Below are 7,873 nucleotides of genomic sequence, written 5' to 3' on the forward strand. Positions count from 1 at the left end.
AAGAGGGTTCCTGGCGGAATTGTCGAATCATGCATTCCAGAGTTAACCAACTGGCGATCTTGCCTGGATCTTTTAGAGAGAAGTACACTGTGAAAACGACGTTAAATAAGCCCCAACCTCTGCTTTACTTAAACCTGCGTCCGTTCTTTCTGGCGGGATTGTTTGTTGTCCTTTTCGTTTCCCCGTTTATGCGCGGGCTCTTTTTCCCCGTCGAGCTCCTTCCCGTCCAGGCCGGCATCGGTGTCGCCTTCATCTTCTGCGTGTACGACCAGATCCTCAGGAGAGAAGCCTTACGCTTGCAGACGCTTGACCTCGCTGTCCTGGGAATGGTCATCGCGTATGCCGTGTCTTTGCTTACGGCTGTGCACCTGCGGCCGGCCGTCGGGGAACTGCTCGAAATGACCGCGGCTTTGATGGTGTACTGGATGGCTGCCCGGGCCTGCACCGGCCGGGCGGCCCTGGACGGGATGCTGGCGGTCATATTTGCCGCAGCGGTCGGAGTAGCTCTGATCGGCTTCCTGGCCGCCGCGCAGGTCTTCCCCTTCCCGGGGGCCTATGTCAACGGCGTCATCACCTCCACGCTGCAGTACAAGAACGCCCTGGCCGTTTACCTTGGCGCGGCGAGCCTCATCGGCCTCGGGCTCAGCGTCAAAGCCGAACATCTTTGGCCAAAGCTTTTGCTGGCTGCGGGCAACGCTCTTTGCATCGTCGTCATCCTCGGAACCATGTCTCGGGGCGGCTGGCTGCTTTATCCCCTTGCGGCGGCCGCCTGTGTCGCGCTGCTGCCCGGTTCCCTCCGCTGGCGCGCTGTATACCATCTGGTGATCCCTGCCGGTGCGGCACTTATTCTGTCCCGTCCCATATTCGCCGCCTTCGGCGGGGATGAACCCGCCCTGGCCCTGCCGTACCTGGGATCAGTTCTCCTGTCTGCCGTGATGCTGCAGGGGGGCTATCACTACCTGGCCCGGTGGCTGAACCGCCCCGAAGTGGCCGAGAACACGCGACGGCTCGTCGCCGCCGGCGGACTGGTGTATTGCCTGTTCATCGGCCTCATCTATCTCTGGTACGCCGGTGCCGCTTATCCCACCGCCGCCGCCGGCATTGTACCGGGGAAGGTGGTGCAACAGGCCGCGAAGATCTCCGGTGCCGAGCCGAGTTTCCAGGCAAGGCTGGAATACAGCCGGGACGCCCTGAAGATCGTGCGCGATCACCCGCTGAGCGGCGCCGGGGGCGGCGGGTGGAACGCCCTGTACCATCAGTACCAGGATAAAGAGTATTTCACGACGGAAGTCCACAACCACTTCATGCAGGTGTGGGTCGAAACGGGGACGCTCGGTTTTCTTGCTTTCTTAAGCGTGTGGGTTTTCTTCGCTCTCACCTTCTTGCGCGTCCGCCGGCATACTCCCCCGGGTGATCAGCCGGCATCGCTTACCGCGCTCGCCGTGGCGATCTTCCTCCTGGGCGTGCACAGCGCCTTTGACTTCGATCTTTCTCTCCCCGCTCTGGGCTTCTTGCTCTATGCCGGGATGGGGGCTGTCCGGGGGGCGGCCATGAACATGGGCGGATATGGTTATCAGTCTCCGGAAGGGCCTGTGAAAAGAAAGCAGCCGGCAAAAGATGAGGCGGCGCCTGCGCAGCCGGGTTGCGCGCGGACAGGGTCCCTGGCCCTGCTGGCCGTGGCCGGGACCGTGCTCGCCCTGGCCCTTATCATCCCGTCCTGCCGTTTTTACCAGGGGGGTGTCGAGGGTGCGAAGGGCGCGCGGGCTATTCTCGAAGGGGATTTGGACAAGGCCAGGACGCATCTCGAAGAGGCCCGCCGCCTCGACCCGTTTACCGCTTCTTACGCGGTCGACCTGGCGCAGGTCTACGCCGTGGGTGCCGTGTCCAAACGCGACGTGAACGAGCGGGACCTTGCCCTGGCCGAGGCGCGCGCGGCCGCCCGTCTGGCCCCTTACGACCCGCAGGTATCCGGGGCGCTCGTGAACGTCTACGGGCTGGTCAATGAACACGAACTCGCTGTAAGTGAGGCGCGTCGCATTTTGGAGGCCAATCCGGTGTTTGAGCCCAACTACGTGATGTTCGGGCGGGTGCTGATCGGAGCGGCGGTCAACAGCCTGCGTGACCGGCAGTTTGACCGGGCCGCGGCCTATCTCGGCGAGGCGGAGCGGCTCCCTACCCGACTGGAGGCCCGGAGAAAGTCCGCCGGGATACCGGCGGGTCTTGTCCTTGTTCTCGGCCAGGCGGCCTATCTCCGGGGTGATCTTGCCTCTGCCCGGGAGCATCTGGCTATTGCCGCCAAAGACCCCGAGACTGCTCAGGAAGCCAGACTGTGGCAGGCGGTTGTCCTGGCCAGACTCGGTGAGGAGACCAAAGCCCGGCAGCTCGTTACCGAGTTATCACGCAAAGACCCGGCAGTCAGGCAGGTCTACGAGGAGCTTCGCGGCCTGCCGACAATGCGCCAGTAACAGCACATTCGGTTTAATCAAGGAGGTCCGGTTTTTGTCAGAGCAAAAGGAACCTGTGTTCGTCGAAGAGACCATCGATTTGCGCGAGTATGTTCGGGTGCTTGCCAAGTGGAAGAAGCTGATAGCGCTCGGCACGCTGCTGGCCGTGTTGACCAGCGCCGTCTTAAGCTTCTTTGTCCTGCCGCCGGTCTACGAGGCCAAGATACTTCTGCTGGTTACCCAGGCCGCCACCCAGCAGCGGGTGACGAGCCAGGGGCAGGGGCTGGAAGAGGTCGTCGGAGCGCTTTCGCGCCTGCCCCAGATGACGATGAACACCTACCTGGGCCAGGTCAAGAGCGAGACCCTGATGCAGAGAGTAATAAATAACCTGGGGCTGGACCCCGCCCTTTATACTCCGGTGTCGCTGGCAAGTCAGATCCAAGCGAGCGTACAGAAAGACGCCAACCTCATCGAGGTCAAGGTCCGCAACGGCGACCCCCGGCTGGCGGCGCGCATCGCCAATACCCTGGCCCAGGAATATCTGAAACTGATTTCGGAAAAGAACCAGGAGCAGATGGCGCGCTCAGTCGATTTCCTCCAGAAGCAAAAGGAAGCGGCCGCCAAAGACCTGGAAAAGGCGATAGTGGCCCTCAAGAAGTTTGAGGAGCAGCCGCGGGGCGTGGCGGTGCTGGAGGAGGAGTTCAAGGGCAAGACGGCGGAACTCTCCGCCTACCGCGCCCAGCTCAACGCTGCCGAGGTCCAGATGCGGCAGCTCGCGGCCGGCGTTGATCGCCTGGAGAGCGAGCTGGTCGGCATCCCGGCCACCGTGCAGGTGGAGAAGGCCGACCCGGAAACAGGGCGCACCTACACCCTGCAGGACACCAACCCCGTCTATGTTAGCGTCAGCGAGCAGCTCAACCAGAAGCGCGCCGCCCTGGCCGAGAAGGAGGCCGAGACGGCCGCCCTGCACGAGCTCGTGGATCGCCTCGAGATTGAGGCCGAGCAGATCCGCGGCGAGCTGGTGGGTAAAAAGGCCAAATTCGAGGCCCTGCAGGACGAGGTCACCCGCCTCAAGGAGACGACGAGCCTCCTCGCCCAGAAGACCACCGAAACCCAGATCGCCAGGTCCATGGACCTCGGCCAGACCAGCGTCGTTGTTGTTTCGGAAGCCGGCATACCGAGCGCACCCGTCAAGCCGAACAAAAAACTAAACATTGCCGTGGCCTTCGTCCTCGGCCTGATGGTCTTTACCGGCCTGGCCTTCATCCTTGAACACCTGGACAATACCTTCAAGTCCGCGGACGACGTCGCGCGCCAGCTCGGCCTGCCGGTCCTGGGGGTCATCCCCGACGGCCGCAGGGACCGGCGCTCCGCCTACGGAGCCTGAGACGACTGAGGAAGAGAGAGGATGCAAAGGATGCCTGCTCTGAACAGGAAGGGCCCGCGCCAGAACGGGCACGAACTCGTAACCCGTGAACACCCGAAATCGGCTATGGCCGAGGCCTACCGCACCTTGCGCACCAACCTCGGATTTGCATCCCCGGACCGCGCTTTGCGCCTGCTGCTGGTTACGAGCTCCGGTCCGGAAGAGGGCAAGACCACCACTGTCTGCAACCTGGCCGTGGTGCTTGCCCAGGCGGGCCACCGGGTGCTGCTGGTGGACTGCGACTTGCGTAAGCCGCGGGTGCACCACGTTTTTAGCTTGCCGAATCTGCGCGGGTTCACCAACTTGCTGCTGCAGGAGATCGATCTCGGTGAAGTGCTCAAGCCCGGACCGGTTGACGGCCTGAGCATTCTGACCAGCGGCCCCTTGCCCCCGAACCCCGCCGAGCTTTTGGACTCCCAGCGGGCGCGGGCGCTCTGGCCTGTTCTGGCCGGGAGTTTCGATTACGTCCTGGTGGACTCCCCGCCGGTTCTGGCTGTGGCCGACGCCACGATTCTGGCCACAAGCATGGACGGCGTGATCCTGGTGATCAGGGCGGGTACCACGCGGACCGACGCTGTGCGGAACGCCGTTGAACAACTGAAGCGGGCCGATGCCCGCCTTATCGGGACCGTGCTCAACCGGGTCAGCGTTCAGGGCGGCGATTACCGCTATTACTACTACTATCACGGCGAGTCAACGAAGCAGCAGCAGCAGATACAGCTGTAGCAGATTTCTCTTGCGATGTCGAACAATGTCGATTTGTATTGCTAAAAATATCTATATATCGCAAGGATTTTCCATCATTCGTGTCTAAATGTTACTTCAGACCTACGTGGAATGGGTCATTGGTCCTGGTGGCATTGACCTGGAGTAGGACGTGCGGCGTCTGCCTTAGATTCCCATATCTGCTGTACCGAAATTGAAGTGCGATTCGGCAGCTTTGAAGCACGCAGTGGTGTAATAAGGGGTGCCGGCTCAAGGCTTTAGGAGAGTGTATTCGAAATAATGCGATCCAGTACCGATGTACCTGTTGGAGGCCAAGCCTTTTCTACATCCCCAGCTTTTCAGGACTTCCACAGTTCTGCATCTTTTCAATACCAGATCCGGCGAGTCGCAGAAATCGGGGCTCTTGTTGCGACTGATCTGCTTGCCCTTACGGTTGCTGTGGCTGCAGCTATTTGGGTTCGGATTACGGTTCTGCCTGCATTTTTTGAGGCTTTCCCGCCGCGCCTGCCAGCAGAGATAGTCTCCCATATTTGGTGGATCGGCCTGGTTTTCATCGGCGCCTTCGCCTGGCAGGGGCTCTACAGCCGCCGCCTGCCTTTCTGGCGCGAGTTCGAGAGCGTCGTGAAGGCATGCACCCTGGCCTTCCTTATCATCCTGGCCGTTGTCTCCCTGGGCAAGGTGAGCGGCCAGGTGTCCCGCACCCTGCTCACCCTGGTCTGGCTCTTCGCCCTCGCGGCCGTCCCGGCCGCCCGCTACGCCGGCAAGAACCTCTTCGCCCGCGCCGGCCTGTGGCGCCGCCTGGTGCTCATCCTGGGCGCCGCCAAGACGGGCGAACTGGTGGCCGACGCCCTCGGCCGCGAGCCCTTCCTGGGCTACCAGGTGGTAGGGTTTTTGGACGACGACCCCCGCAAGCGCCACCGGACCTTCACCGGTCCCTTCGGCCGCCGGGCCCGCGTCCTCGGCGGGTTCGCCGACGCCGAACGCGTCATGGCCGAGACCGGTGCCCGCACCCTTGTCGTCGCCGCGCCGGGCCTGCCGGGGCCGAAGCTGGTCAGCCTGGTCAACCGCCTGCAGCGGCACGCCGAGAAGGTCCTCGTCGTCCCCGACCTGTTCGGCATCCCTGTCGTCGGCGTCGAGGCCGACTACTTCTTCGATGAGCAGGCCCTCGTCCTGCGCGTGCGCAACAATCTGGCCAACCCGCTCAACGCCACCCTCAAGCGCGCCCTCGACATCCTGGCCGGCGGCGCCATCCTGGCCCTCTGCCTGCCGCTCATGGCGCTGATTGCCCTGGCCGTCAAGTGTGATTCCCCCGGCCCGGTAATCTTCGCCCACCGGCGCATCGGGCGAGGGGGGAGGGAGTTTAAGTGCTACAAGTTCCGGACGATGGTGGTCAACGCCGAGGCCGTTTTCCAAGAATACCTAAGGAAAAATCCCGCTCTGCGGGCCGAGTGGGAGCGCGACTTCAAACTGAAAAACGACCCGCGGGTCACCAGGGTGGGAAAATTCCTGCGGAGGACAAGTCTGGACGAGCTGCCGCAGATCTTCAACGTCCTTAAAGGCGAAATGAGCCTGGTGGGCCCGCGGCCCATTGTCAGGAAAGAAGTTTTGCGCTTCGGACCGTACATAGACGACTTTTACCTGGTGCGCCCGGGCATCACCGGCCTCTGGCAGGTAAGCGGCCGCAACGAAATCGACTACCCGGAGCGCGTCCGCCTCGAATCCTGGTACGTCCGCAACTGGTCCCTGTGGCTCGACCTGACGCTCCTCCTGCGCACCGTGACCGTGGTTCTGGGGCGGAGGGGGGCGTATTGATTTCGTATAAAGCAACGATGAGATGAAAGGAGTTGTTTTTTTCGTGGACGGAGAACGCCTTTATAACTGGACCCTGGAACAAAGAGAAGCGGAGAGCATCCGCATCATCAAAGAAACCCTGGAGCGCTTCGGTACCGACAAAGTGGCCACCACCTTTACCGGCGGCAAGGATTCGCTCACGCTTCTGCACCTCATCAAGCAGGCCTGCGGCGACCGGGTGCCGGTGCGGGTGCTCAAGATCGACACTTCCGTGGACTTTAAGGAGATCTACGCCTTCGTCGACCGCATTAGCAGGGAGTGGAATCTGGACCTCCACGTAGTCCGGAACGACGAGGCCCTGAAAACAATTAAAACCGCCGAAGACCATGTCCAATGCTGCTATCAGCTGAAGGCTGTGCCGCTCTTGAACTTCGTCCGGGAGCACAGCCTCGAGGCGGTCTTCACCGCCATCCGCTGGGACGAGCAGGAGGCGCGCAAGGACGAAGAGTATTTCGCCGAGCGGAAGGATCCCGACCACCTGCGGATGCAGCCGATCCTGCACTTCCGCGAGATCGACATCTGGAGCTACATCCGCAAATACGAACTCCCCTTCTGTGAGCTCTACCGCCGGGGCTACCGCAGCCTCGACTGCGAGCCGTGCACCGGCCGGGGCGGCGCAAGCGAGCGCGGCGCCCGCTCCCGGGACAAGGAGGCGGCCATGCAGCGCCTGCGCGAAATGGGCTATTTCTAACTTCGAACTATCCAACTTCGAACTATTAAACTGGAGGCCAAGCCGCTTTGCCCAAGAAAAAACTGCCTAACATCATCCTGATCGTCTTAGACACTGCGCGGGCGAAGAACTTCTCCTGCTACGGTTACCACCGGCAGACCACGCCCAACATTGACCGGATTGCGGAGGAAGGCGTGCTTTATAAGTGGTGCTTTTCTCCGGCCAACTGGACCATACCTTCGCACGCCTCGCTTTTCACCGGGCTTTACCCCTCGGAGCACGGGTGTCATTGGGGCAACCCGTTTTTGGACGAAAACATTCCTACATTAGCCGAGTTGCTGCGCTCCGTTGGCTACCGTACCGTGGGCATCTCATGTAATGGTTTAGTTTCCAAGCTTTATGGCTTTCACAGGGGTTTTGATCTTTTTTTCGAGCTTTGGACACCGGATTTATTTCCGGATCTTGAGCCGTTACCTGGGAAGACAGCGAAGGATAAAATCGTAAGTCTCTTTAAGTTGATTCCAATCCATCCCAACCGGGCGGCCAAGTATGTAGCCAAGTATGCTATCAGAGCGATCTATCGCAAATTTAGAGGTACGGTGTTGACAAACAGCACGCCTTGGACCTTGCGGGCTTTTAAAGTAGCCCGGGATATTGTTAGGGAAATAGCCCAAGATACCCCCATATTCATGTTTGTCAATCTCGACTTTGACGCCTTGCCATACGGGAACCCAGCAAAATCAGGGCTTCACAGAC

General features: G+C 61.0%; 6 protein-coding genes. All 6 read left to right on the top strand.

The genetic code is table 11. The features are described from left to right. Positions 1–188 precede the first annotated feature (188 nt). Positions 189–2,465 (top strand): O-antigen ligase family protein, encoded by a 2,277-nt coding sequence (locus ACUM6F_RS08010; protein ID WP_445348917.1) that lies wholly within the window; start codon positions 189–191, stop codon positions 2,463–2,465. A 34-nt stretch (positions 2,466–2,499) separates the two neighbouring features. Then, positions 2,500–3,831, top strand: coding sequence for a GumC family protein (locus ACUM6F_RS08015; RefSeq protein WP_445348918.1), 1,332 nt, complete (start codon positions 2,500–2,502; stop codon positions 3,829–3,831). A gap of 30 nt (positions 3,832–3,861) precedes the next feature. After that, complete coding sequence (locus ACUM6F_RS08020; RefSeq protein ID WP_445348919.1) at positions 3,862–4,596, top strand: CpsD/CapB family tyrosine-protein kinase; 735 nt, start codon at positions 3,862–3,864, stop codon at positions 4,594–4,596. 279 nt (positions 4,597–4,875) lie between these two features. Then, positions 4,876–6,408, top strand: a complete 1,533-nt coding sequence (gene wbaP, locus ACUM6F_RS08025) for an undecaprenyl-phosphate galactose phosphotransferase WbaP (RefSeq protein ID WP_445348920.1) — start codon at positions 4,876–4,878, stop codon at positions 6,406–6,408. Positions 6,409–6,430: 22 nt separating this feature from the next. Then, positions 6,431–7,138 (top strand): phosphoadenosine phosphosulfate reductase family protein, encoded by a 708-nt coding sequence (locus ACUM6F_RS08030; protein ID WP_445348921.1) that lies wholly within the window; start codon positions 6,431–6,433, stop codon positions 7,136–7,138. A 47-nt stretch (positions 7,139–7,185) separates the two neighbouring features. Then, the coding region (locus ACUM6F_RS08035) for a sulfatase-like hydrolase/transferase (protein WP_445348922.1) at positions 7,186–7,873 on the top strand (688 nt) is incomplete at its 3' end.

The organism is Desulforudis sp. DRI-14, from assembly GCF_052618305.1.

Excerpts from the sequence above, each read along its gene's own strand:
- ACUM6F_RS08010 (WP_445348917.1), top strand. The coding sequence starts at position 189 with ATGCGCGGGCTCTTTTTCCCCGTCGAGCTCCTTCCCGTCCAGGCCGGC.
- ACUM6F_RS08020 (WP_445348919.1), top strand. The coding sequence starts at position 3,862 with ATGCCTGCTCTGAACAGGAAGGGCCCGCGCCAGAACGGGCACGAACTC.
- wbaP (WP_445348920.1), top strand. The coding sequence starts at position 4,876 with ATGCGATCCAGTACCGATGTACCTGTTGGAGGCCAAGCCTTTTCTACA.
- ACUM6F_RS08030 (WP_445348921.1), top strand. The coding sequence starts at position 6,431 with ATGAAAGGAGTTGTTTTTTTCGTGGACGGAGAACGCCTTTATAACTGG.